The following is a 21,874-nucleotide window of genomic DNA, read 5'->3' as shown; positions in this document are numbered from 1 at the left end:
CCTTTCTCTACAGTGTTGTTACCCATCCACGGTAGAGAAGCTAGCCTCACCGCCGCCCACGCTTGCCCCCTTTATGGGGGACTTTGCCGGTTCGCCGTAGACCCCGCGTTGACTGTGTCCTAGAATTTTTCTTTTTCACATTCGCACTCGGGGCCTGCGCCCGCGAAGAGTTCAAGGTTCGCCCCTTCGCCACCCCCACAAAATCCTGGATCGCATCACTATCCTCACTTTTCTTCCACACCAACGCGATCTCGGTGGGCACCGGTTCACCGCCCCTCAATGCGAGAGGAACCACCTGCTTTTTGGACAACGCCTGCAAAAGAGGCAGCGGGGCGTAGGCCACACCGACATTGGCCGCCACCACCTGCAAGGCGGCGCGCAGATCGTTGTAATCCGCGCCCACCTCGAAGGTGAAGTTCACAATTTCCCCGGCCAGGTCCGAAAACAAAACCGGCTCTCCCACCTCAGCGAAAACCGAATCTTTAGAAACGGCGACGCCGGGGGTTTCGTCGTAAAGCCGCACGACGTGGTGCTCACCTGTTACCCGCTCATCGGCGAGTCGGACAAGCGTGAGGTCGCACTTTCCCGCGGCGAGCACAGCCAGAGGATCGTCATCAGCCGCCGCATCAAGGCCGTGCGTGGTTGCCTGCGAGAAGCGACGCAACCATTTTCCAGGTTCGGTGCCAGTTACGAAACTTAGCCTGAGCATGGGTCAATGCTACCGTCAACAGCATGAACTCCGATGAAAACCTCACCCCCTCCGGCACCGCCATGAAACCGGCGACGGCCGCGAAGAAGCTCGGCATCTACCTACCCGCCACCCCAGAAAGCTTCCAGTCCAACGCCGTAACGCACGCTCAACTGCGCGAGCTACACAACACTCCCCCAGAATGGCTGACCCAACTGCGAGTCAACGGCCCCCATCCCCGCCCCGAAGTTGCCCGCAGGCTTGGCATCAGCATCGCCGCACTGAAAAACAACGGCATGGACAAACCACTGACCACCGAAGAAATCAGGGCGCTGCTGGCCGACCAACCCGAATGGCTCCAAAAGGCCCGCGCTACCTTTGCCGAAAAACGCGGGCCCGCCGAGGACTAAAAAACCGTCCTCTAAAGCATCTTCCAGTCTTCGAGATCCGCATAAAGCGGGTACTTCTGTGCCAGCTTCTCCGCGCGGGCGCGCAACGCATCCACATCCGCGCCCTCACCCTTGATCAAAGCCTCGGCGATAATCTCGGCGACCTCACGGAAATCCTCAGCACCGAAACCACGGGTAGCCAACGCCGGGGTGCCGATGCGCAGACCGGAAGTGACCTGCGGGGGACGCGGATCGAAGGGCACAGCGTTGCGGTTGACGGTAATGCCAACGCGGTCCAACAAGTCCTCCGCCTGCTGACCATCCATCCTGGAGTTGCGCAAGTCGACGAGCACCAAATGGACATCGGTACCACCGGAGACAACATCGACACCAGCAGCCTTCGCGTCCTCTCGGGTCAGGCGCTCAGCGAGAATACGGGCACCCTCAAGGGTGCGCTCCTGCCTCTCTTTGAACTCAGCAGTACCGGCAATCTTAAAAGCGGTGGCCTTCGCCGCAATGACGTGCATCAGCGGGCCGCCCTGCTGCCCCGGGAACACAGCCGAGTTAATCTTCTTGCTCAACTCCTCGTCGTTAGTGAGGATAAAACCGGAGCGCGGGCCACCAATCGTCTTGTGCACCGTGGAGGACACCACGTGCGCGTGCGGCACCGGGCTCGGGTGCAGGCCCGCAGCAACTAGGCCCGCGAAATGCGCCATATCGACCCAAAGGTAGGCACCGACCTCGTCCGCGATGGAACGAAACTCAGCGAAGTCCTCCTCCCGCGGGTAGGCGGACCAGCCAGCAATGATCACCTTCGGTTTGACCTCGCGCGCCTGCTCACGCAGTTTCGCCATGTCGATCGTATGGGTGTCCTTTTCAACCTCGTAGGCAGCAACATTGTAGAGCCTGCCAGAGAAGTTGATCTTCATCCCGTGAGTGAGGTGTCCACCGTGGGCCAAGCTCAGCCCCAAGATCGTCTCACCTGGACTAGCCAGTGCCATAAGAACCGCCGCGTTCGCCGACGCACCCGAGTGGGGCTGGACGTTGGCGAACTTCGCACCAAAGACCTCCTTGCCTCGCTCCCGCGCCAAATCCTCCACAACATCGGCGAACTCGCAGCCACCGTAGTAGCGGCGGCCCGGGTAGCCCTCGGCGTATTTATTCGTAAAAACGGAGCCCTGTGCCTGCAGGACGCAGCGCGGCACAAAGTTCTCCGAGGCAATCATCTCCAAAGTGTTGCGCTGCCGGCCAAGCTCGTTGACTATTGCCTCGTGCACTTCGGGGTCGAAGCTTGCTAGATCCTGGTAACGGAGGTCTTCAGACACGTAGACCGAGTCCTTTCCTTCGGATGGATAAAACGGTGCGTTTGCCCGCGTCGCGGGGCCTAGACAGCAGTATAGGCACCACCCTTCGAGCGAGCACCGATTCCTCCTTATATACCCACTGATGCAACAATAGGGCCCATGTCCCGAGCTGCTGACTCCAGCCCGTACCTAGAATTCAGTCGCGATGCCTGGCACAAGCGACGCGCCGCCTGGCCTCAAGTACTGACCGAAAAAGAGGCCGCGGAGCTTTCCGGCATCGGCGAAAACCTCGACCTCGACGAGGTCGCGAGAATCTACCTGCCTTTGTCGCGACTCATCCACCTACAGGTGCTGGGCAGGCAAAAACTCACCGCCGCCACTGAAACCTTTTTGGGCAACAACATGCACGTGCCCTACATCATCGGCGTGGCAGGGTCAGTGGCCGTCGGCAAATCCACCACAGCCCGCGTGCTCCAGGTCCTGCTCCAACGCTGGGAATCCCACCCGCGGGTAGATCTCGTCACCACCGACGGATTCCTGTGGCCCAGCAAGGTGCTTAAGGAACGCAAACTCATGGGGCGCAAAGGCTTTCCCGAATCCTACGACCGGCGCCACCTCATGCGCTTTGTCACCGAAGTCAAATCGGGGCTGCCCGAGGTAAAAGCGCCTGTGTATTCCCACAACGCCTACGACATCGTGCCCGCCGAATACCAGGTCGTGCGCAAACCGGACATCCTCATCCTTGAGGGCCTCAACGTCTTACAGACCGGACCCACCCTCATGGTCTCCGACTTGTTCGACTTCTCCGTCTACGTCGACGCCGCCACCGAACACATCGAACGCTGGTACATCGAACGCTTCCTAAAGTTACGCACCACCGCTTTCCGCGAACCAGGCGCGCACTTCGCCCGCTTTGCAGATATCGACGAAGAGCAGGCCATCCGCGAGGCACGAGAGATCTGGCAATCAATCAACCTGCCAAATCTGGTGGAAAACATCCTGCCTACCAGGGTCCGCGCCTCCCTAGTTTTGCGCAAAGGACCCGATCACGCAGTGCAGCGAGTACGTATGCGCAAACTGTAGAGCCGCACGAGGGCTACACCTTTACTTGCCGAAGCGCCGCGAACGCTGCGAGTAATCACGCAGGGCGCGCAAAAAATCAATCTTGCGAAACGCCGGCCAATACGTGTCGGTGAACCAAATCTCCGAATACGCCGCCTGCCACAATAAAAAGCCGCTCAGTCGCTGCTCACCGGAAGTCCGGATAACTAAATCTGGATCGGGCTGGCCCGAGGTGTAAAGGTTTTTCGAAATCGAATCAATCGTGATTGATGTGGACAACTCGTGAGCGGGCACACCATTGGCAAGGTTAGCGTCGATAAGCGCGCGCACAGCGTCGACGATCTCCTGGCGTCCGCCGTAGCCCACCGCAATATTGACGCTCAGCCCAGGCTTCTCCGTCGTCATGGCCGCCGACTTGCGCATCCGCTCCGCAACATGCTCCGGAAGCAAGTTAAGGTGGCCGACAAGCTTGACGCGGCAAGAATGGTTCTCCGCCGCGAGGTCGTCAATGACATCTGAGATGATGTCAAAAAGCAAAGTGACTTCCTCAGTTGTGCGCTGCAGGTTTTCCGTAGACAACAAGTAAATAGTGACAATTTCGACGTTCATCTCCGCCGACCACCGCACCAACTCGCCAATCTTGGCCGCGCCCGCCCGATGACCAAGAGAAACGTCGGCGAAGCCGGACTCTCGAGCCCACCGGCGGTTACCGTCCGCCATCACCGCAATGTGTTTGGGGTGCTTTTTGCCCCGCAGCTTACGCTTGAGGCGCGCCTCGTACACGGGGTAAAGGATCTTCTCCAGCACAGTCACGCCTTACAGCTTATCGCCGCGCGCCATCGCAGTTGACCGCCAACCCGCACCAAGGTGGAGCAAGGGCCTAGAAAAAGGTCGTGCGCCGACGATCAAGAACGCCAGCTTCCTCCATCGCCTTATCCAACGCCTCATGGTCAAACGGGTCGATGCCGTGCGCCTCCGCGAAGATACGGCGACGATTGAACCGTGAAAAACGACGGTGAAAAGCAAAACCAAGCGAGAGCACGACAACGGCTAAGGCAACCAAAAGCAGCAGACCTATCGGCGAAGCCTTGCCAAACTCAGGGCCGACCGGTGTTTGGGACGGCGCCTGGGCCAACACCCAGGTCGACACATGTGTCACGGTGGTAGCAATCATTCCTGAGCTCCTTGAAATGTAGAAGTGCCAGTGCCAGTGATGCCGGCGAAAAGGTCAGTTTCCGGCAGCGCGCTATCCACACGGCTGCGCGCCAGCTCAAACTCCTCAGTGGGCCACACCCGCTGCTGGTCTTCAACCGGGCTGGCCAAAAAAGCGCCGGCCGGGTCAATCTGGGTGGCGTGCGCAGCCAAAGCCGCGGCTCGCTGAGCGAAGTATTTGCTGCACTCGACGCGGGTGGTCACGCGGTCCATCACGTCCGCCTTGTTTTCCTCCCACCGCTTAATCATCATCTCGTAGGGGCTTCTTTGCCCGCGGTCAACGAGCAGCTTTTGCAGCAGCTTCATGCGGCGCAGGATGAAACCGTGCGTGTAATACAGCTTCAGCGGCGTCCACGGCTCCCCTATTTCTGGGGCGTAGTCCGGATCACCGGCCTTCTCCCAAGCCATCATCGAAACTTCGTGAACTTTCAAATGGTCAGGGTGCGGGTAACCACCATTTTCGTCGTAAGTAATAATCACGTGCGGGCGGAACTTGCGAATGATGGACACCAGGTCCCGGCACACCTTCTCGCTGTCTTGCAGGGCAAAGCAGCCCTCGGGCAAAGGCGGCAGCGGATCGCCCTGGGGCAGACCAGAATCCTCATAGCCCAACCATTCATGCTCCACACCGAGGGCGGCGACAGCGCGCGCCATCTCCTCCTCACGTACAGCGATCATGTTCTCCAGGACGCCGGGACGATCCATCGCCGGGTTAAGGATGTCCCCACGCCGACCGTCGGTGCAGGTGACAACCTTGACACGATTGCCCTCAGCGACGTACTTCGCCATCGTGGCCGCACCCTTGGATGATTCATCATCCGGGTGCGCGTGGACCGCCAGCAGGCGCTTTCCGCTCACTGATCCTCCAACTTAAGTAGGGGTAATTCTTTAACCTGCCTCATCTTAGTACCATCAGTAGCTAACCCCTACCTCCTGTTTTCCTCCCCCGTCTAGCCCTAAGGTTTTCGCCGTGTCTCCAACCGCCCGCCCGCACACCACCAACTCCCGCTACGGCGACCCGTCGCGCCGCAACGTACCCGGCGGCCTCAGCGGAAAAATCCTCGCCATCGCAACGGTCGCTGTGTTGCTGCTCGTCGCCGTGGCATTCGGCCGCAACGTCATGCAACGCCAGTCCGTGCCCGTCACCGCGGACTTCATTACGCAAGAGGCGATCGACGACACAACTACCCGCCTATGGATCGATGTGGACCGCAAAGACCCCTCCATCGTCTCCTACTGCATCGTTACCGCCGTCGACTACAGCTTTGCTGAAGTCGGGCGCCGCGAGGTGCTCGTCCCCGCCGGCGGAGAGCAACTTGTTCGCATCGGCGTTGAGTTGCCGGTGCGCTCGCCGGCCGTCTCCGGTCGCGTCTACGGCTGCTCGCAAGACATTCCTTTTTATCTAAATACCGAGCAAGAAAACTACGAGGCCCGCTAAACCGCTGCTGTTGGGCGTGCTAGAATCTGCACCGTATATGCGCGGGTTACACCTGCCGGTCGCCCCACTTCCACGTCGGACGTGCGGCGACCGCGCCGTGCACGCGGCGCACACAATCATATTTTCCAACGGAAGGCTCCCTATCTCATGGCTGAAGCTGAGAAGCAGTACATCACTCCGGAGATGAAGGCCAAGCTCGAGTCCGAGCTGCAGGCGCTCATTGACAACCGACCTATTATCGCCGCCGAGATCAACGAGCGCCGCGAGGAAGGCGACCTCAAGGAAAACGCGGGTTACGACGCCGCCCGTGAGCAGCAGGACCAGGAAGAAGCCCGCATCAAGCAGATTTCCGAGCTGCTTGCCAACTCAACTACTGAACGCACCGGCATTGTCGACGGTGTGGCGTTGGTGGGCTCCGTGGTGCACGTTTACTACAACGGCGACGAAAACGATAAGGAAACATTCCTGATCGGTACTCGCGCTGCCTCCACCGACAACGAGCACTTGGAAACATACTCCGAGCACTCCTCACTCGGCGCCGCCGTCGTCGGCGCCTCGGAGGGCGAAACCCGCACCTACACCGCCCCGAACGGCCGCGAAATTTCGGTCACGATCGTCGCCGCCGAGCCGTATGATTCTGTTAAGGCTTCGACGCCGCGCGCGAACTAAGCCCGCCCGAGCCACCAGGTTTTTGGTAAGACCTAGTTAGAAGGACTAAATCCGTGAAACTCACAGCCTCCCGCCCCGCAGTTGCAGCAGGTTTCTTCGCCGTCGCCGCTCTCGGCCTAGCCGCATGCTCCCCTCCCGGCGAGGTGGACTCGACGCAAAAGATTGACACCGCGACGAGCCAAAACCCGAACTCGCTGCCCGACGCTGGCTCCAGCTCCGCAGCAACCACCCGTGCTACCAGTACTCAAAGCTCCACGGCAAGCAACGTGGCCGAAGCTGAATCCGCCACTGCGACCACAACCTCCGCCTCCGATGAGCTACCAGTTCTCAGCAACTGCGGCCAGGCAGGACTGGTCGAACCACAGCGCGTGATTTTGGCCTGCGAAGACCAAGACGACTTCATCGAGGACATCACGTGGGTGCAGTGGACTTCGCAACTGGCTATCGGAACCGGCACCCGCATCACCGTCGACCCGAACCGCCGCGTTGCGGACACCCAGATCGTCCTTGGCTCCCCTGAGGTCGTCAACGGAAAGCTACAGTTCGCCACCGTCACCGTCGATGGCGCCACGATCAACCCCGAAAGCCAACTGCGCTAGGCACAGTAGATCCTCACAACAAAAAAGGATACGCCCGGTCTCCACATGGTGGAAGGCCGGGCGTATGTGGTGTCTAACGGCGTCAGTCGCGGTTGAAGTAGGACAGCAGGCGCAGGATCTCGGTGTAGAGCCAAACGATGGTCACTGCCAAACCGAGGGCTACACCCCAAGCCATGTTGGCTGGCGCTCCGGTGCGCACGAGGCGGTCTGCCACGTCGAAGTCCTGGAGGAAGCTCAGGGCTGCCAGGACAACACAGACCAGGCCGAAGATGATGGACAAGATGCCGCCGTCTCGCAGCGGGTTCTGCGTGGTGAAGATGGCCAGAAGGAAGTTGCCCAGCGCCATTACAGCGACGCCAATGATGGCGCCGGTGAGGATGCGGTTAAAGCGCGGGGTGACGCGGATCGCGCCGGTCTTGTACACGAACAGCATGCCGAAGAACACGCCGAGGGTGCCCAGGATCGCCTGGAAAATCAACGCGCCAGCATCTGCCCCGCCGACCGTGTAGCCACTGAGGATCAGCGAGAAACCGCCGACGAACAGTCCTTCAAATACGGCGTAGATCAGGGTCACGGCTTTGCTGCCATACTTCTTGCCAAAAGCGTGGACGAGAACGGTGATGAAGCCTCCGATGGCGCCGACCAGGGTCAGTGCCATGGCCAGTCCCTCATAGCCCACCATGTACAGACCGAAGTTGAGCACCGCAAACACGACGATGACCGCCAGGGTAATACCTGATTTGGTCACCACGTCATCGATGGTGATTGGGCGGTCTGTAGCAGAGCCGGCAGAGCCGAACTGTGGGTATCCGACTTGGCCCTGCTGGTATCCGTATCCGTTTTGCGACTGTGCCCCCGGCAGGGAGTTCAGCACAGGGTTGTTGGTTTTCACTTTGAGCCCGTTTCCTTTCGTCATGGGTCACTCACTAGGTATTAACGCCATAGTTGTCCGATTAGTTCCCCTGCATCGTAAAAATACCTGTTCTCGGGACACGTTTCTCATTGGGCGTGCCCGACAGCCGGGATTCAAGCGTGGTGCGCTTGGTGAAATCTGCTTCGCTGCACGCTGCTGCCTTGGCATTTTCCCGACCCGGCCATGCTGGTGTTCGTGCGCTTAACGCTTGTCGACGACCACCTCACCGCACTCAACCCCCATTCTTTGAGTGCCCGGTGTTTAGTTGTTGCGGACGTTGAGCGCGGCGATTCAGACGTTGAGCAAGGTGGCAAAACCGCACCAGGCCGCGTAGGGGGCCAACCACCACGCGCGTTGCGGTTTCTCGCGGTGGGCGCGGCGCACAAGATCGGCTGAGGACACGGCGAGTGCCCCGGCGACCGCGGTGGACAGGGCGCTACGCTGCGTGCGGAAAAACAGCGCGCACCACGCGACGTTGAGAACGAGGTTGACACCCAGCGCGACAGCGTTGCCGCGGCCTTGTTTATCTTCTCCGCGCTCAAAGGCATCGGCGATGGTCAGGGTGCTCATCACGGCGAGGTCGGTATACAGGACCGTCCACACCATCGGAAAAACCCAGCTCGGCGGCTGCCACACGGGTGTGCGCAAACGCTTGTAGCTCGCCCCCGAGGTGTTGGTAAGCAGGCTGCCTACAGCCGCAGCGAGAAGCACCGCGACGTGGACGGTGGAGGCAATTTTTCCGTAGCGGCCAGCATCGACCCCCTCGGCGGCGCTTCGCACCGCCTCCTCAAAACCCATGTTGCCGCCCTGTGGCACACCCACCTTATTCTCCAGATCTCGCTCCTTGACCACCGTGGAGGCAGAGACGCTATCGAAAATTGGCATAATCTCGTCGTAGCTCAGCGGCGTCAGTAGCCCCAAGCCCCAAGAAGCGATCCGGCGGGTCATGATCGGGGCGACGAGGTATGGGCGGTAATGCAACCCCATTGCTTTGGCGTAGCGTCCCAACATGTCGACGTACTTCATGGTGTCGGGCCCGCCGACGTCGAAGGTGCGGTTGACTTCCGGCGCCAGGTCGGCCGCAGCAACGAGATAGTAGATGATGTCGCGGGCGGAAATTGGGGTGATCTCGTTGGTAATCCAGCCGGGCGCGCCGAAAAGCGGGACACGCTCTGCGCAGTGGCGCAACAGCGCGAAAGATAAAGAACCGGCTCCGATGACCACGCCGGCCTGCAGTGCTGCAGTGGGCACACCAGAGTTCATCAGGATCTCCCCGACTTTCACCCGCGAGCTAAGATGCTCGGACAATCCGGGGCCAGACGGGTGCAGCCCTCCCAGGTAGACGATGCGCCCCACCTCTTTGTCCTTTGCTGCCGCACCGAAGTTACGGGCCATGTCCTGTTCACGCCCGCCGAAGCCGCTGCCATGAGCCATCGAGTGCATGAGGTACCAAGCGCAGTCGATACCATCTAAGGCACGGTCGAGGTCGCAACGCTCGGCGGCATCACCTTCAATGATTTCTACCTCGCCGGGCCCGGCGGGGCCTCCTTCCGGCACGATTGCGTTGCCCCAAGGCTGCGCGAGGGCTTTGTCGCGGCTGCGCGAAAGGGTGCGAACAGCCCAACCATCGCGAAGCAACTGGTCTACAACGAGGCTGCCAATGAAGCCGGTGGCTCCAGTGACGAGGGCGAAACGGCCGCGCGGCGAATTCATGTTCCAAAGTCTATACTTTGGCGGAGGCGCTTGTCTGGCGCGTCCATTTCCTCCCCCTCAACCACAGGAAAGTGACTGCCGTGGCCCGAAACCTCGTCTTCTTTCTGCCCTGCGCACTGGGTTTTCTCGGCCTGTTCACCGCGCGCTTCATGGGTGATGGCACCGCAGGCTACTACGCCGCCACATTGTTTACAGCCGCCGTCTACGCGAGTGCGTGGTGGGTGTGGGGCCGCCGCGACATGCTCACCTGCCGTCGCGTCGGCCGGGACATCGCTGTCGGAGTGGGACTTGGCGTCACGCTCGGGGCCGTGTTCGTCCTCGGAGCGACGGTTGTCAGCCACATTCCCTTTTTGGCTGACCCTGTGACCCAACTGCTCACCGCCTCACAGCGCGGGGGTTTGCCCATGACCATACTCGTGCTAGTAATGAACGGCATCGGCGAGGAACTGGTCTACCGAGACGTCGTTCCGGGCCAATTGGAAAAAACCGGCCTGGTGCGGGGCAAAGTGGCACTTGGCGTTGCCTCCGTAGGTATCTACACGCTAGTTACCGTGGCCATGGGTGTGCCGCTTTTACTCCTCGGCGCGGCCTCATTAGGTGCCCTGTGTTACCTGCTCGCAAGCAACACCAGTCGGCTATGGGCACCGCTGGCGGCACATCTGAGCTGGAGCATCTCAATGCTTTTCCTGCTGCCGTTGTTTTTTCACTGATGCAAACAAGCTAGGTTGGTACGTCATGATTGAATTCCGCGCCGTGAGCAAAACCTACCCTGGTGCGGACACGCCCGCCGTAAAGCACTTCAGCCACACCGTGCGCAAAGGTTCGACCACTGTGTTCGTCGGGCCTTCGGGGTGCGGAAAAACGACCCTTCTGCGCATGGTTAACCGCATGGTAGAACCCGACTCCGGTCAGGTTGTGGTACGCGGACAAGATGTCTGCGAAGCTCACCCTGTGCAATTGCGGCGCAGCATCGGCTACGTCATGCAACATTCCGGGCTGATGCCACACCGCAACGCAGTGGAAAACGTCGCAGATATAGCGGCGTTAGCGGGGGCGTCGAAAAGCGAGGCGCGACAACGCGCCAAAGAGATGCTGCGCCTTGTCAACCTCGGCCCGGAACTGTTTGATCGCTACCCGGCGGAGCTGTCCGGCGGGCAGGCGCAGCGCGTCGGCGTGGCCCGGGGAATGGTCACGCGCCCAGACATCCTCATCATGGACGAGCCTTTCGCTGCCGTGGACCCGGTGGTGCGCCGCGGCCTGCAACAAGAAGTTATGTCCTTGCGCAATAGGTTCGACACAACGGTGTTGATGGTCACCCACGACGTCGACGAAGCTTTCCTGCTTGCCGACGAAGTTGTCATCCTCGGCCACGGCGCACATATCGAACAGACCGGCTCTCCCGCCGACATCCTCTCCTGCCCCGCTAACGCCGCCGTTAGCGACTTTATCGGCGCGGAAGGCCGCAGCCTTCACATTGAACGCCGAGGCGATAAGACCTTTGTGATCGACGCCGCCGGAAACATCAAAGGGGTCCTCGAATGAACTGGCAATGGTTGGGCGCCAACACCGGGCGCATCGGCGCGCTCGCGCTCGATCACCTGCTGCTCACCCTGCCAGCAGTTGTGGCCGCCTTCGTGATCGCCGTGCCAGTGGGCTGGCTCGCACATTCTTCGGGCAAGGCCCGCGAGGTCATTGTCATGGCGACGAGCCTGATTTATGTCATCCCCTCGTTAGCTCTTTTTGTGCTGCTGCCGCTCGTGCTGGGCACCTCCGTGCTCTCACCGCTCAATGTGGTGGTGGCGATGACTCTCTACGGCACCGCTTTGATGGTGCGCACCGCCTCGGACTCTTTCGCCGCGGTCCCTCAAGCTGTGCGCCAGTCCGCCATAGCCGCCGGATACACTCGGGCCAGCCGCGCGCTTCGCGTCGAGCTTCCGCTGGCAGGCCCCGGTTTGCTCGCCGGGCTGCGCGTCGTGTCCGCATCGACTGTCAGTCTTGTCTCCGTCGGTGCGCTAATTGGCGTACATTCGTTGGGCACCTTATTCACGGAGGGTTTCCAGCGCTCCTTCCCCACCCAGATCATCGCGGGCCTTGTCGCCACGATTGCGCTGGCTGTGCTTCTCGACGCCGCCCTGGTCGCCATCAGCCGCATCCTCATGCCCTGGACCCGAAAGGCGGCGCACCGATGAACCAACTTCTCGCCGCCTTCGAGTTCCTCACGACCTCCGCGAACTGGTTTGGTGCGGCGGGCATCGGGACGCGCACGGCTCAGCACCTCGGCTACTGCGCGCTGGCTGTCGCCCTGGCAGCATTGATCGCAGTACCAGTCGGCATCGCAGTAGGCCACAGCCGCCGGGGCGCTACCACAGTGCAAACGATTGCAGGCGCCTTGCGCGCACTGCCTGTGCTCGGCTTGCTCACCTGGTTGGCGATCATTTTGCCTTTCGGTGTGACCGTCCCCCTCGTGCCGGCGACCATTGTCCTGGTGCTGCTCGCGGTCGCGCCGCTTCTTGCGGGGGTAGTCTCCGGATTCAATTCCGTCGAGCGCGATGTGGTCCACTCCGCCCGCGCAGCAGGATACAGTGAAACCCAGATCCTCACCCGAGTCGAGCTGCCACTAGCCGCACCAGTCATAGTCGGCGGGCTCCGCTCGTGTGTCGTGCAGGTCATCGGCACCGCCACGGTGGTCTCCTACATAGGTTTAGGTGGGTTGGGACGCTTCCTCATAGACGGCCTGGCCGTCCAGGATTACCCGCGTATGGTCGCGGGTGCGGTGTTGGTCACGACCGTGGCACTCGCAGTCGATGTGATCTTGGCGGGGGTGCAGCACCTGATCCAGCCCACATTAGGCTCGAAGCCCGATTAGCCTGGGGATGTATGACTCCCCACAAAATCACCGTCGCTTCCACCGCAGCCATCGCCACCCTGTTTTTATCCGCGTGCGGCTCGTCCGATCCTTTCGAAGACGCTTCGACTGCCCCGTCGACGCCAGCAGAAGCCAACACGGTAATTATCGGCACCGCGAACTTCCCCGAATCCGAAATCATCGGCCAGATTTGGGCGGAGGCGTTGCGCCAGGAAGGCTTCGACGTCAAGGTCGCCTCCGGCATTGGTTCACGCGAGGTCTACCTCAGTGCCCTCGAAGAAGGCTCCGTAACCCTCATCCCGGAGTACTCGGGCAACCTCGCCCAGTTCTTCGGGGACCTGCCGGCGGGCGCAGATGAGCAAACGGTCAAAGATACCCTCACCAGTGTGTTGCCCCCTTCCCTCAGCACGGGCGAGTTCAGCCCTGCAGAATCTAAAGATGCCTACCGCGTCACCCGGCAGATCGCTGAGGAATTCGGCCTGGCCACGATCGCGGATCTCGACAAACTCGAACACATCACCATCGCCGCTCCCCCAGAGTTTGCTGAGCGCCCCGCCGGCCCGCAGGGTCTGACGGCTACCTACGGCATCGACGCTGCCAAAATCACCGTTGTTCCCATTTCCGACGGCGGTGGCCCCCTCACCGTCCAAACCCTGGTGCAGGGTGCGGCGAACACCGCGAACATTTTTACCACCTCACCTGCGCTGCTTAGCGACGGCTCCGAGGCTGACCTGGTCACCCTCAGCGACCCGGAAAACCTCATCCCGCCACAAAATGTTGTTCCGGTGCTCAAGGCCGGCTCACTTCCCCGCGGCGCGCTTGAAACCATCAACAAGGTCGGCGCGAAGCTCACCACCGATTCCCTCGTCCACATGAACCTGCGCAACGTGGGCCCGGAACGCACCGAACCAACGCAGATCGCCAAGGAATGGGTCCATAACAACACCTAAAATCACTGTGTTCTCTCCCTCTATCTGCCTCGTTGTTCCCTGCCGCAATGACGCAGCCCTGCTTGAGCGCTGCCTCCGAAGCTTCACTGACCAAAAATCACCACCGGACGACATCGTCGTGGTCGACAACGCTTCCACGGACAACACATCTGAGGTAGCACGCAGCTTCGGCGCGCACATCATCTACGAACAACAAGTAGGAATCACCTGGGCCGCCAGCGCAGGCTACGACGCAGCCACCCAGCTCGGCCACCACATCATCCTGCGCACAGACGCAGATGCTTGGGCGCAACCGGGGTTCGTCGATAAGCTGCGCCACGAATGGGCACGCCCCGCGCCCAACAGCAAACGCGTCGTCGGAGTGACAGGGCGGGCAACCTTCGACCTCGTCGCCGGCGGCAAACTAGCCAGCGCAATCTACCTCAACGCGTACCGGCTCAGCGTCGGCGCCGCGCTCGGCCACACCCCATTTTTCGGCACCAACGCCAGCTTCACCACCCAATGGTGGAGCGAAGTACGCGACAGCCTCGACCTTTCCGACACACAATCCCACGACGACATCCAACTATCTTTCGCAGTGCGCCCCAATGAGACTGTCCGCTACGTGCCCACACTGAACCTACACATGGACCCCCGCGCCCTGAAAGGTGCTGCGCAACTACACAGCCGCTTCTCGCGCGGCTGGCACTCAATGCTGAAAGGTTTCGCATATTCCGCACCACCGCGGCGGCTTGTGGAAAGGTGGACCTCATAATGGACTCCACCACTGCTTCCTCCCTGGATCTCTACGACAAGACTTGCGACGCCGCCGCCGCCCGCGTCATCGCCGCCTACTCATCTAGCTTCTCGCTGGCCACGCGCGTGCTCAGCGCACCAATGCGCCGAGACATCCGCAACCTCTACGCCATGGTGCGCATCGCCGACGAAATCGTCGACGGCGCCGCAGCCGAAGCCAACCAAGACGTGCGCGCGCTTATCGACGCCTACGAAAAAGCCGTCCTGGCCGCACCCGACCAACACTTCCACACTGACCCCGTCCTGCACGCCTACGCACGCAGCGCCCGACGCTGCGGGTTCAACCCCGCACACATCCGCGCCTTTTTCGCTTCCATGCGCCGCGACACCGCCCAATCCACCTACGACGAAGCCGAGTTCGCTGACTACGTTTACGGCTCCGCCGAGGTCATCGGCCTTTTGTGCCTATCGGTTTTTCTTTCCCACCACCCGGTCCCGCACAACCAACGCCCGGAACTTGAAGCGGGGGCACGAGCGCTTGGCTCCGCCTTCCAAAAAATCAATTTTCTGCGTGACATGGCGGAGGACAACGGCGAGCTCGGACGCACCTACTTCCCCCAACTTGGCGACGCCCCACTTAACGACACCGCCAAGGCCGAGATCGTCGCCAACATCCGCTTAGAACTTGACCACGCACGCCGCGTCATCCCCTTATTGCCCGGCAGCGCACGCCTTGGAGTCGCCGCAGCCGAGGCACTATTTCGGGAACTTACCGACCGGGTCGACGAAACCCCGGCGGGAGTTCTGCTTCGCCAACGTGTCTCCATCCCCACTCACACCAAACTCGTCGTCACAGCACGTGCAATCCGCAACGCCAGAAAAGGGGCACCACGTGAGTAAAACAACAGCCGTCGTCATCGGCGCGGGTGCTTCCGGGCTGGCCACCGCAGCCCTGATCAGCCGGGAGGGCTACGACGTCACCGTCGTCGAACGCCTCGCAACCTACGGTGGGCGCTCAGGGGAGGAAACCATCGACGGTTTCCGCTTCGACACCGGCCCGTCCTGGTACCTCATGCCAGACGCCTTCGACCACTTCTTCGGATTATTCGGCAAACGCACCGCAGACCTGCTGGACCTGGTAGACCTCTCCCCCGCCTACCGTGTATTTCCCGAGGGCCGCGCAGCAGTAGACGTCGAGTCTGGCCGAGACAACGCGGTCCGACTTTTCGATTCCATTGAGCCCGGTGCAGGCGCCCGACTGAAGGACTACCTCGATTCGGCAGCCAGTGTCTACGACATGGCCGTTGAGCGTTTCCTCTACACCACGTTCACCTCGCTGCGCCCCTTTACCGCGCGGGAAGTGCGCTCGCGTTACCTGGAACTGTTTCGGCTCATGAGTGTTTCCTTAGACAGGTTCGTCGCCCGCCGCTTCCACGACACGCGCCTGCGCCAAATCCTGACCTACCCCGCGGTCTTTCTTTCCTCCCATCCGGCGCGCACCCCATCGATGTACCACCTGATGAGCCACACCGACCTTGTCCAAGGGGTGCGCTATCCGCAGGGCGGCTTCGCGGCAGTCATGGACGCAATCTACAGCCTCGCGGCAGAAAACGGCGCCACATTCCGCTTCGGCGCAGACGTCACCGCCATCTCCCACGACGGCGCACGCGCCACGGGCGTCACGCTTGCCGACGCCACCGAAATCACCGCCGATCTCGTCGTTTCCTGCGCCGACTTACACTTCACCGAAACCCGCCTACTTCCCACAAAGCTGCGAACTTACGACGAAAAATGGTTCGGCGCCCGTGACCCAGGCCTGGGCACGGTACTGCTCATGCTTGGAGTCGCAGGTGAGATCCCTCAACTAGCGCACCACAACCTGCTGTTTAGCGAAAACTGGGAAGAAGACTTCACCGCCGTCTTCGACGGTCCCACCAACACCCGCCCCGAGCGCTTTTCGCGTTCCATCTACATCTCAAAACCCTCAGCCACAGACCCGTCAACCGCCCCCGAGGGCCACGAGAACCTGTTCGTTCTCATCCCCACCCCGGCTGCCGTCGACATCGGGCGCGGCGACATGTACGCCACCAACGCATCCCCGGCTGTCCGGCGCATCACCGAAAGCGCCATCGACCAGATCGCACACTGGTGCAACATTCCTGATCTTGGCGAGCGTATCCTTATCTCACGCAGCCTCGGACCCGCCGATTTCGCCGAACGCTACCACGCTTGGTCCGGCGGCTCCATCGGCCCGGCCCACACCCTGCGCCAATCCGCGTTCCTGCGTGGAACCAACCGTTCGCGAAAACTTCCCAACCTCTACTACGCCGGCGCGAGCACGGTGCCCGGCGTCGGCGTGCCCATGTGTCTGATCTCCGCCGAAAACGTGCTCAAGCGCCTGCGCCACGACTCCACCCCCGGCCCGCTCCCGGAGGACCTATGACTCCCTTCACCTACCTGTTTATCCTCACCTTCTCCCTGGCCGGAATGGTGATCTGCGACCACCGCTGGAGCCTCGCTTTCTACCGCAACGCCCAGCGCTCGCTGGCACTGACGCTTGGAGTAGTGATTCTATTTCTCGCCTGGGACGCGCTCGGAATCATCACCGGCACCTTTTCCCGCGGGCAATCCCCTTACATGACCGGTGTGGAACTCGCCCCCGAAATGCCCCTGGAAGAACCCATCTTCCTGTTCTTTTTGACTTACCTGACCATCAACGTCACCTCCGCCGTACGAAAGGGGCTGAAAGCATGACCTACATTGCGTTGAGCACGCCCTTCCTTGTCGCGGCTGCAGCGCTATGGTGTATCCGCCGGAAGGCACACACCCGGCAAACGCTTGTGACCCTGATAGTCTTGACGGTCCTGGTTGTCTTGACGGTGATCTTCGACAACCTCATGGTCGCAGCCGACCTCGTGCAATACTCCGCCGAGAACAACGTGGGTGTATTCCTCGGCCGCATCCCTGTAGAGGATCTGTTCTACACGGTCTTCGTCGTCCTTGTCGTCACCGCGCTGTGGCCCGGAGAAGAACGATGATCCGGGGAATTCTCGCCGCGTCCAGACCGATAAGCTGGGTTAACACTGCTGTTCCTTACGCACTGACATATCTTTTGGCCGCGGGGAGGGTCGACTGGTTGCTCGTAGTCGGCTTTATCTTCTTCCTCATCCCGTACAACATTGCGATGTACGGCATCAACGATGTCTTCGACTACGAATCAGACATCCGCAACCCCCGAAAAGGCGGTGCGGAAGGTGCTGTCCTGCCAAAAACAATGCACCGACCCCTACTCATCGCCTCCGCCCTCACCGTCATTCCTCCGGCAATGGTGCTGTACGCGGCTGGCACTGCCACATCCGCAGTGTGGCTGACCTTAGCGCTGTTCACCATTGTGGCGTACTCCGCGCCTCCGCTTCGCTTCAAAGAGGTACCGCTTCTCGACTCTCTCACCTCCTCCTCACACTTCACCCTTCCCGCCATGGTGGGAGCGACAATTACCGGCGCCTCAATCGACGCCAAAACCACACTCGCCATGACTGCTTTCTTCCTGTGGGGCATGGCCAGCCACGCCCTCGGCGCGGTACAAGACATCACCGCCGACCGCGAAGGGGGCCTGCGCTCAGTGGCAACACAATTCGGAGCCCGAATAACTACCCGCCTCGCCGCAACCCTATATTTTGTTGCCGCGACCTTGGTGGCGGTGTTGCCCTTTCCCGGCCCGCTCGTCGCATTGCTGGGCATGAGCTACGGCGTAAACACAATGCGCTACGCCAACGTCACCGACGAGAACGCAGAAAACGTCAACCGCGCCTGGCGAGTGTTCCTCTGGTTGATCTACCTCACCGGCGCGATCGTGACAGTCGGCATTCTCTTCGCAGTCTTCCCCGGCTAAAGCCCAACTCACAACCCGGCGGTGGTGGAACTTTCACCAGCACGAAGAGTGCAGCAACACGACCGGCTTTTAGCCCCCAGCACTGCGCGGACTTTGAATCTCGAAAACCACCCCCAAAAAGAAGCCCTTCTCGCTGTCTATGTATGAGCCCACCGAAACGTCGCCGCGCTGTTCGAGCCTCGCACGACCAGCATAAAGAGCGTGCTCACGTCAGCGACCTGTCGAAGTGATCATCGGAGGCAAATACGAAACGCTGGCTTCCCAACAAAAGTGAAAATCCAGAACGACTCCGAGCGGATCATTTCGACGGTCTAGTTCCAGTAATGAATTCTGCTAGGCACGCCCCGTTTCACCCCCTAGAAGTCGCGAGGTTGGCGGACATTGTCCCCGATGACCTCGGGAAGCAGCGCCGGCGCTTCCCCCAACAACGCCCGCAGGTTACCGTCGCGCTCTACCGCACTGGTCACAGCCTTAATCCGCTTCCGCGGATTATCCCGGCCACCACCGGCTGGCCCAACAGGAGCACCAACCGGATACCCACGCGAAGCGTGAGCGCCACTCGATACCCCCGGCGTAACAGATACACCAGGTGATACCAGCCCACCACGCGGCACCGCCGCGCCCGGTGCCGCGCCATAGGCCAAACCACGGGAAACCCCAGCACCACCACGACCAGACCCAGCACCACCCACAGGCCCACCACCGATAACACCCCCGCCGAACGCCCCGGAAGCCCCCGCAAACACCGGAGACGACACACCTGCACCTAACCCACCCGAACCTGGCACACCCGCTGATATACCCGCACCTGGGTGCAACGAAGGCGGCATACTCGGCGCTGCCACCGCCGCTGCCTGCGTCGGCGAAGCACCAGCAGACAACGCCTCCAACACATCCGGGTTTACATCACCAAACTGCTCAATCACTTCCTCCGGAGTCTGCGCCTGCGCCACATCCCCAAACCCACGCTGATGAAACGCCTCTGCCACCACACGCGGCAACCTAGACTCACCAAACCCAGGAACTTTCGGCACCGAGACCGACTCGGGTACATAATCATCCCCCGGCATCTCCGACAACGGCTGCAACAACTGATCAAACATCGGGGTAACCGGCACCAACCGCGCTGTCAACATCGCAGGAAAATACGCCAAATACGCTTGCTCAAACGGCACCTTCTCCTCCGGAGACGGCAACGCCATCCATGTCCCATGCGCCACCGTAGTGTGAATCTGCATCTCCTTCGCCACAGCCGCCAACGTCGACGTATGACCCGACAACGCACCAGCCTTAGCCGCAAAATCCCCGCCAACCCACTGAATACGATTCACCCGAGCAATCGCCTCACTCACCCAACTCGTCTCAGCCGACGACGCCAACAACGCCTTAACACCATCTAAGGACGCAACAGCCCGAGCAATCGCTTCCGCATCACTCGCCCACTGTGCAGCAGCATCGACCGCTATTTCCGGAAAAGTCGCCATAATCTGCGAATGCAACCCCGGCAACGACGACTGCGGACCCGCCACCGCAGGCGTATTCGCAAACCGACCAATCGTCGGATTGATCAACACCGGCGCAGGAGAACCCTTCTCCACATCCTGCACCCGCTGCTTAAAAACATCATTGCTTCCCACACCGATATCCGACATCACCATTGAAAAATCGGCATCCGCCATCAACGTGTTATTCACATTCGATTCCAATAACGCCGCCGCGTTCTTCATGTAAATGACAAATGCTCTCGCCGCCGGAGGCTGATACTCACCAATGATTGTTTCGTGCGTGCGCCCCGCGTGATCGAGGCCCGACACAGGCGAAAAGTCCCTAAGAAGAGAAGAGTCAACATGAGAAGCTACCCGACCGAATGGACTGAACGCCTGTGACACGGATTGCAGTTTGTCGATCGCAGATTGAATCGACTCAACGTCAATGCTGATTTGTGACATGTTTTTAGAGGGTGTCAGGAAGTTTGTGTGTGAGGCTCTGATACAGAAGGAGTTTCACCGATAATGACAACGGTGACAACGAAGAAAAACCATGACCAGGACAAGATCAACGAGATCAGCGAGAAGCTGATGGAAAATCCTGAGCTCGCCAAGCTGATTGGCGAGTTGTCGACGTCCACCGGTGACGCCAGTGACCTGGTCAAAGGTCTGTTGCAGGCGTCGATTAACGCTGGTCTGCAGGCGGAAATGGATGCCCATTTGGGCTACCGTCATTCCGACCGGAAGATGAAGGCCCAGGTTGAACCAACACAGGGTGGTAACCACCGCAACGGGTCGTACACCAAGACGGTTAACTCTGGTTACGGCACGTTGGAAGTGACTGTACCCAGGGATCGTTGCGGCACGTTTACGCCCCAGATGGTGCCCAAGGGCGCACGCCGGCTGACAGAGCTCGATGACATGATCATCTCGCTGTACGCCGGTGGGATGACAGTGCGTGATATTCAGCACCATCTTGGGTCCACCCTGGGGGTGGATATGAGCCCGGATACGATCAGCACCATTACCGATGCAGTCTTAGACGAGGTCATGATCTGGCAGAACCGTCAGCTCGACGAGTTTTACCCAGTAATCTTCCTTGATGCGCTACGCGTGAAGATCCGCGATGGCCACCGTGTAGTCAACAAGGCGTGCTACATGGCGGTGGGCATCGACATCGACGGTATCAAGCGCATCCTGGGTTTGTGGATTGCTGATAATGAAGGCGCCGCCTTGTGGGCATCGGTGTGCGCAGATCTGGCCAACCGTGGCGTCCAGGATGTCTTCATCGTCTGCTGTGATGGGCTTAAAGGCTTAGCGGAAGCCGTGGAGGCGACCTGGCCGAATTCGATGGTGCAGACCTGCATCGTGCACCTGATCCGGGCGGCGAACCGGTGGGTGTCCTATCAGGACCGAAAAGCTGTCTCCAGCGCGTTACGTGCGATCTACACGGCCGCAAACGAAGATACCGCCCGTGCCAGCTTAGATGCGTTCGAAACCTCTGAGCTTGGCCAGAAATACCCGCAGTCGGTGAAGGTGTGGCGTGATGCGTGGGAACGGTTCGTGCCGTTTTTGCAGTTCCCGCCAGCAGCGCGCAAGGTGTTGTACACCACGAATTCGATCGAGTCACTTAACGCTGAGCTGCGCAAAGCTACCCGGAATCGGGGCCAGTTCCCGAACGATACAGCGGCTGTGAAGACGCTTTGGCTGATGATTTGCAACATCGAAGACAAACGCGCTGCCAAACGCGCGAAGCAAGCCAAGCGCGCCGTTGAGTGCAACGGGTATGTTGAAGGAGCAAAGGCCAATGGCTGGAAGCAAGCCATCAACCAACTAGCTGTGGCATACCCCAACCGATTCGCGGAGTACTTGTAAACCAAACCCCCGCACACAAACTATCGGACACTCTCTGTTTTTACCCCCAAAGAAATCTGCTGCTTGATGCAAGAAAAACAAT

At 60.4% G+C, this 21,874-nt stretch carries 25 protein-coding genes; 17 read left to right on the top strand and 8 right to left on the bottom strand.

All coding sequences use genetic code 11. From position 1 onward, the window contains the following. Positions 1 to 46: 46 nt before the first annotated feature. Positions 47 to 709: a LysR substrate-binding domain-containing protein gene (locus VLL26_RS01815; protein WP_342319432.1), complete on the bottom strand. Its 663-nt coding sequence runs from the start codon at positions 707 to 709 to the stop codon at positions 47 to 49. Between the two features lie 23 nt (positions 710 to 732). Here VLL26_RS01815 and VLL26_RS01810 point away from each other — a divergent pair, with 23 nt between their 5' ends. Further along, positions 733 to 1,098, top strand: coding sequence for a DUF5997 family protein (locus VLL26_RS01810; protein WP_342319431.1), 366 nt, complete (start codon positions 733 to 735; stop codon positions 1,096 to 1,098). An 11-nt stretch (positions 1,099 to 1,109) separates the two neighbouring features. Here VLL26_RS01810 and glyA read toward each other — a convergent pair whose 3' ends face one another. Continuing rightward, on the bottom strand, positions 1,110 to 2,402 hold the full coding sequence (gene glyA, locus VLL26_RS01805) for a serine hydroxymethyltransferase (RefSeq protein ID WP_342319430.1): 1,293 nt from the start codon (positions 2,400 to 2,402) through the stop codon (positions 1,110 to 1,112). A 138-nt stretch (positions 2,403 to 2,540) separates the two neighbouring features. Between glyA and coaA the strand changes: the two genes are divergently transcribed. Next, on the top strand, positions 2,541 to 3,464 hold the full coding sequence (gene coaA / locus VLL26_RS01800; protein WP_342319429.1) for a type I pantothenate kinase: 924 nt from the start codon (positions 2,541 to 2,543) through the stop codon (positions 3,462 to 3,464). A gap of 21 nt (positions 3,465 to 3,485) precedes the next feature. Here coaA and VLL26_RS01795 read toward each other — a convergent pair whose 3' ends face one another. From VLL26_RS01795 to mca, 3 genes are all read right to left on the bottom strand, one after another. Further along, positions 3,486 to 4,256, bottom strand: a complete 771-nt coding sequence (locus tag VLL26_RS01795) for an isoprenyl transferase (RefSeq protein ID WP_342319428.1) — start codon at positions 4,254 to 4,256, stop codon at positions 3,486 to 3,488. A 67-nt stretch (positions 4,257 to 4,323) separates the two neighbouring features. After that, entirely contained in the window at positions 4,324 to 4,617 is a 294-nt protein-coding gene (locus tag VLL26_RS01790) for a hypothetical protein (protein ID WP_342319427.1), read from the bottom strand. Beyond that, positions 4,614 to 5,513 (bottom strand): mycothiol conjugate amidase Mca, encoded by a 900-nt coding sequence (mca, locus tag VLL26_RS01785; RefSeq protein WP_342319426.1) that lies wholly within the window; start codon positions 5,511 to 5,513, stop codon positions 4,614 to 4,616. The genes VLL26_RS01790 and mca overlap by 4 nt, the downstream gene beginning before the upstream one ends. Positions 5,514 to 5,625: 112 nt before the next feature. On the opposite strand from mca, the gene VLL26_RS01780 reads away from it, so the two are divergent. From VLL26_RS01780 to VLL26_RS01770, 3 genes are all read left to right on the top strand, one after another. Continuing rightward, positions 5,626 to 6,093, top strand: a complete 468-nt coding sequence (locus VLL26_RS01780) for a DUF4307 domain-containing protein (protein WP_342319425.1) — start codon at positions 5,626 to 5,628, stop codon at positions 6,091 to 6,093. Positions 6,094 to 6,240: 147 nt separating this feature from the next. After that, positions 6,241 to 6,762, top strand: coding sequence for a transcription elongation factor GreA (greA, locus tag VLL26_RS01775; RefSeq protein ID WP_342319424.1), 522 nt, complete (start codon positions 6,241 to 6,243; stop codon positions 6,760 to 6,762). Positions 6,763 to 6,815: 53 nt separating this feature from the next. Then, positions 6,816 to 7,361, top strand: a complete 546-nt coding sequence (locus VLL26_RS01770; protein WP_342319423.1) for a hypothetical protein — start codon at positions 6,816 to 6,818, stop codon at positions 7,359 to 7,361. A gap of 82 nt (positions 7,362 to 7,443) precedes the next feature. On the opposite strand, the gene VLL26_RS01765 is transcribed toward VLL26_RS01770, so the two are convergent. Both VLL26_RS01765 and VLL26_RS01760 read right to left on the bottom strand, forming a co-directional pair. Further along, the gene (locus tag VLL26_RS01765; protein WP_342320122.1) at positions 7,444 to 8,253 is read right to left on the bottom strand and encodes a Bax inhibitor-1/YccA family protein; all 810 of its coding nucleotides are present in this window, start codon (positions 8,251 to 8,253) and stop codon (positions 7,444 to 7,446) included. Between the two features lie 312 nt (positions 8,254 to 8,565). Further along, the gene (locus VLL26_RS01760; RefSeq protein ID WP_342319422.1) at positions 8,566 to 9,987 is read right to left on the bottom strand and encodes a tryptophan-rich sensory protein; all 1,422 of its coding nucleotides are present in this window, start codon (positions 9,985 to 9,987) and stop codon (positions 8,566 to 8,568) included. A gap of 80 nt (positions 9,988 to 10,067) precedes the next feature. Here VLL26_RS01760 and VLL26_RS01755 point away from each other — a divergent pair, with 80 nt between their 5' ends. From VLL26_RS01755 to VLL26_RS01705, 11 genes are read left to right on the top strand one after another with little or no spacing between them, the layout of a single operon-like run. Beyond that, complete coding sequence (locus VLL26_RS01755) at positions 10,068 to 10,697, top strand: CPBP family glutamic-type intramembrane protease (protein WP_342319421.1); 630 nt, start codon at positions 10,068 to 10,070, stop codon at positions 10,695 to 10,697. A 25-nt stretch (positions 10,698 to 10,722) separates the two neighbouring features. Beyond that, positions 10,723 to 11,529 carry an ATP-binding cassette domain-containing protein gene (locus VLL26_RS01750; RefSeq protein ID WP_342319420.1) on the top strand — a complete coding sequence of 269 codons (807 nt, stop codon included), beginning with the start codon at positions 10,723 to 10,725 and terminating at the stop codon, positions 11,527 to 11,529. Further along, complete coding sequence (locus VLL26_RS01745; RefSeq protein ID WP_342319419.1) at positions 11,526 to 12,176, top strand: ABC transporter permease; 651 nt, start codon at positions 11,526 to 11,528, stop codon at positions 12,174 to 12,176. Before VLL26_RS01750 ends, VLL26_RS01745 begins: the two co-directional genes overlap by 4 nt. Next, positions 12,173 to 12,853 (top strand): ABC transporter permease, encoded by a 681-nt coding sequence (locus tag VLL26_RS01740; RefSeq protein ID WP_342319418.1) that lies wholly within the window; start codon positions 12,173 to 12,175, stop codon positions 12,851 to 12,853. Before VLL26_RS01745 ends, VLL26_RS01740 begins: the two co-directional genes overlap by 4 nt. A gap of 11 nt (positions 12,854 to 12,864) precedes the next feature. Then, positions 12,865 to 13,803 (top strand): ABC transporter substrate-binding protein, encoded by a 939-nt coding sequence (locus VLL26_RS01735; protein ID WP_342319417.1) that lies wholly within the window; start codon positions 12,865 to 12,867, stop codon positions 13,801 to 13,803. 7 nt (positions 13,804 to 13,810) lie between these two features. Beyond that, complete coding sequence (locus VLL26_RS01730; RefSeq protein ID WP_342319416.1) at positions 13,811 to 14,557, top strand: glycosyltransferase family A protein; 747 nt, start codon at positions 13,811 to 13,813, stop codon at positions 14,555 to 14,557. Then, the gene (locus tag VLL26_RS01725; protein ID WP_342319415.1) at positions 14,557 to 15,438 is read left to right on the top strand and encodes a phytoene/squalene synthase family protein; all 882 of its coding nucleotides are present in this window, start codon (positions 14,557 to 14,559) and stop codon (positions 15,436 to 15,438) included. Before VLL26_RS01730 ends, VLL26_RS01725 begins: the two co-directional genes overlap by 1 nt. Then, on the top strand, positions 15,431 to 16,981 hold the full coding sequence (gene crtI, locus VLL26_RS01720) for a phytoene desaturase family protein (protein WP_342319414.1): 1,551 nt from the start codon (positions 15,431 to 15,433) through the stop codon (positions 16,979 to 16,981). Before VLL26_RS01725 ends, crtI begins: the two co-directional genes overlap by 8 nt. After that, on the top strand, positions 16,978 to 17,292 hold the full coding sequence (locus VLL26_RS01715; protein ID WP_342319413.1) for a lycopene cyclase domain-containing protein: 315 nt from the start codon (positions 16,978 to 16,980) through the stop codon (positions 17,290 to 17,292). The genes crtI and VLL26_RS01715 overlap by 4 nt, the downstream gene beginning before the upstream one ends. Further along, the gene (locus VLL26_RS01710; RefSeq protein ID WP_342319412.1) at positions 17,289 to 17,576 is read left to right on the top strand and encodes a lycopene cyclase domain-containing protein; all 288 of its coding nucleotides are present in this window, start codon (positions 17,289 to 17,291) and stop codon (positions 17,574 to 17,576) included. The genes VLL26_RS01715 and VLL26_RS01710 overlap by 4 nt, the downstream gene beginning before the upstream one ends. After that, complete coding sequence (locus VLL26_RS01705) at positions 17,573 to 18,430, top strand: prenyltransferase (protein WP_342319411.1); 858 nt, start codon at positions 17,573 to 17,575, stop codon at positions 18,428 to 18,430. Before VLL26_RS01710 ends, VLL26_RS01705 begins: the two co-directional genes overlap by 4 nt. Before the next feature lie 356 nt (positions 18,431 to 18,786). Here the strand turns inward: VLL26_RS01705 and VLL26_RS01700 are convergent, their stop codons facing one another. Further along, positions 18,787 to 20,244, bottom strand: coding sequence for a hypothetical protein (locus VLL26_RS01700; RefSeq protein ID WP_342319410.1), 1,458 nt, complete (start codon positions 20,242 to 20,244; stop codon positions 18,787 to 18,789). Positions 20,245 to 20,442: 198 nt separating this feature from the next. Here VLL26_RS01700 and VLL26_RS01695 point away from each other — a divergent pair, with 198 nt between their 5' ends. Next, positions 20,443 to 21,792, top strand: coding sequence for an IS256 family transposase (locus VLL26_RS01695; protein WP_342318462.1), 1,350 nt, complete (start codon positions 20,443 to 20,445; stop codon positions 21,790 to 21,792). The last annotated feature ends 82 nt before the right edge of the window (positions 21,793 to 21,874 follow it).

This window comes from Corynebacterium sp. BD556, from assembly GCF_038452275.1.
In the GTDB taxonomy this organism is placed as follows: Bacteria; Actinomycetota; Actinomycetes; order Mycobacteriales; family Mycobacteriaceae; genus Corynebacterium; species Corynebacterium mayonis.
This window is presented reverse-complemented; position numbering and strand designations above follow the sequence as displayed.

Bases quoted from the DNA above. Each gene is read 5' to 3' on its own strand.
- VLL26_RS01715 (WP_342319413.1), top strand. From the start codon at position 16,978: ATGACTCCCTTCACCTACCTGTTTATCCTCACCTTCTCCCTGGCCGGA.
- VLL26_RS01695 (WP_342318462.1), top strand. From the start codon at position 20,443: ATGACAACGGTGACAACGAAGAAAAACCATGACCAGGACAAGATCAAC.
- coaA (WP_342319429.1), top strand. From the start codon at position 2,541: ATGTCCCGAGCTGCTGACTCCAGCCCGTACCTAGAATTCAGTCGCGAT.
- VLL26_RS01760 (WP_342319422.1), bottom strand. From the start codon at position 9,987: ATGAATTCGCCGCGCGGCCGTTTCGCCCTCGTCACTGGAGCCACCGGC.
- VLL26_RS01740 (WP_342319418.1), top strand. From the start codon at position 12,173: ATGAACCAACTTCTCGCCGCCTTCGAGTTCCTCACGACCTCCGCGAAC.
- VLL26_RS01750 (WP_342319420.1), top strand. From the start codon at position 10,723: ATGATTGAATTCCGCGCCGTGAGCAAAACCTACCCTGGTGCGGACACG.
- VLL26_RS01710 (WP_342319412.1), top strand. From the start codon at position 17,289: ATGACCTACATTGCGTTGAGCACGCCCTTCCTTGTCGCGGCTGCAGCG.
- VLL26_RS01790 (WP_342319427.1), bottom strand. From the start codon at position 4,617: ATGATTGCTACCACCGTGACACATGTGTCGACCTGGGTGTTGGCCCAG.
- VLL26_RS01815 (WP_342319432.1), bottom strand. From the start codon at position 709: ATGCTCAGGCTAAGTTTCGTAACTGGCACCGAACCTGGAAAATGGTTG.
- VLL26_RS01810 (WP_342319431.1), top strand. From the start codon at position 733: ATGAACTCCGATGAAAACCTCACCCCCTCCGGCACCGCCATGAAACCG.
- VLL26_RS01745 (WP_342319419.1), top strand. From the start codon at position 11,526: ATGAACTGGCAATGGTTGGGCGCCAACACCGGGCGCATCGGCGCGCTC.
- VLL26_RS01735 (WP_342319417.1), top strand. From the start codon at position 12,865: ATGACTCCCCACAAAATCACCGTCGCTTCCACCGCAGCCATCGCCACC.
- VLL26_RS01705 (WP_342319411.1), top strand. From the start codon at position 17,573: ATGATCCGGGGAATTCTCGCCGCGTCCAGACCGATAAGCTGGGTTAAC.
- greA (WP_342319424.1), top strand. From the start codon at position 6,241: ATGGCTGAAGCTGAGAAGCAGTACATCACTCCGGAGATGAAGGCCAAG.
- VLL26_RS01725 (WP_342319415.1), top strand. From the start codon at position 14,557: ATGGACTCCACCACTGCTTCCTCCCTGGATCTCTACGACAAGACTTGC.